This window comes from Pseudomonas sp. PIC25, from assembly GCF_002286785.1.
Lineage (GTDB): Bacteria > Pseudomonadota > Gammaproteobacteria > Pseudomonadales > Pseudomonadaceae > Pseudomonas_M.
Map to the genome: position 1 here is coordinate 1 of NZ_MUJY01000006.1, position 1,436 is coordinate 1,436.

The 1,436-nt window shown below is 64.1% G+C and carries 2 protein-coding genes; both read right to left on the reverse strand.

The window, feature by feature from the left end; all coding sequences use genetic code 11:
- The coding region (tssI, locus tag BZL41_RS00070) for a type VI secretion system tip protein TssI/VgrG (RefSeq protein WP_143517983.1) at positions 1 to 654 on the reverse strand (654 nt) is incomplete at its 3' end.
- A 164-nt stretch (positions 655 to 818) separates the two neighbouring features.
- On the reverse strand, positions 819 to 1,337 hold the full coding sequence (locus tag BZL41_RS00075) for an Hcp family type VI secretion system effector (RefSeq protein WP_095597414.1): 519 nt from the start codon (positions 1,335 to 1,337) through the stop codon (positions 819 to 821).
- Positions 1,338 to 1,436 lie beyond the last annotated feature (99 nt).

Consider the following 1,436-nt stretch of genomic DNA (forward strand, 5'->3'; position numbering starts at 1 on the left):
CTCCATGCGCACGCCGAAGCGCTTGATCACCGGTACGTCGGCGACCAGGCCGCTGTCCTGCTGGTAGGCCACCGGGGCGAGCTTGGGGAACACCGTCTGGTCGTCGCCGAACACCAGCAGGTGGCCGTCGGGGCTGTGCCGGAAGTGGTAGGACAGGCCTTCTTCCTCGCAGAGCCGTTGGACGAAGTGCAGGTCGGTCTCGTCGTACTGCACGCAGTAGTCGCGCTCGGGGTAGACGGTGGGGCCGAGCTGGAAGCGGTGGGCGTCGGCGAGGATGCCATGCTCCTTCAGCACCTGGGCGATGATCTGCGGCACGGTGAGGTGCTGGAAAATGCGCTGGTTGGTGCGGTGGGCCAGGTAGGCCAACTGCGGCACCAGGGCCAGACGATAACGGGTCAGGCGCTTGCCGGACTCGCCCTGGGCGATGCGGTGGATCAGGCCGTGGACACCGCTGCCATCCGGGGCGAAGGCGAGGAAAGCGGGCTTGTGCAGCAGGCTTTCCAGGTCGAGGTCGGGTTTCTCGCTGACCAGTTCGAGGTCGAAGCGGTAGGGCCGGTTGAGGGCTTCGTTGCCCCGGAATTCGAGGACCTGCAGGTCATGCTGGACGCCGTCGATGGCGAGGCTGAAATGCGTCTGGTTGGCGGCGTGGAACATACGCGGTCCTCTCCCTGTGAGCCGAAGCCGGCAGGCTGCCGCAGGGGCTCAAGGGCTGCAAGCGCGGCGGTCTGCAAATGTGACGGTGTCACGCCCCGTCAATGGGGCCGGTAAGACATCGGCCAGGACAGTCCTGGCCGATGTGGGTTGCTGCGGGCGATCCCTTAGGCGGAGATCGGCGCACGCCAGTCGTCGGAGCCGGAAGTGCCGGAGACTTCGTGGGTCCAGACGATCTTGCGGTAGGTGAAGTAGACGTCTTCGAGGTGCGTGAAGTGGGCCATGTTCGGGTCCTGGCAGTTCGGCATGCGCGATTGCACGTCGACGATCACGGCGTCTTCCAGCTCGATGGTGAAGTAGTGCTCCTGGGTACCGGTGGAGGAGGTGCGGTACCACTCCAGACGGCATTTGTTCAGACGCTCGCCGGAGGTCAGGGCGTTGAAGATCAGCGGGGAGGACTTGTCGAAGACCTTGGTGATCATCAGCGGCTTGTGCACGCGCTGGCCGGTGGGCTGGCCGGACTGCGGGTCACGGGGAATGATGACCTGGTGGTTGAATGCCTGGACCAGGATCTGGTCTTCATGACCTTCCTGGAAGATGTTGCCGACCGAGTCCTCGGTGAAGGTGCCAGCGGTGATCAGACCTTGTTTGGTGCCTTCGAGGGACAGGTACGCGGGTGTTGGCATGAGTGCTCTCCTTGCCTTGGGTCATGGACCGGAAGTGGTCCGGGAGCCGGGGACATAGCGAGGGGCGTGCCAGGAAGGAAAAAGAGCAGGTAATTCAAA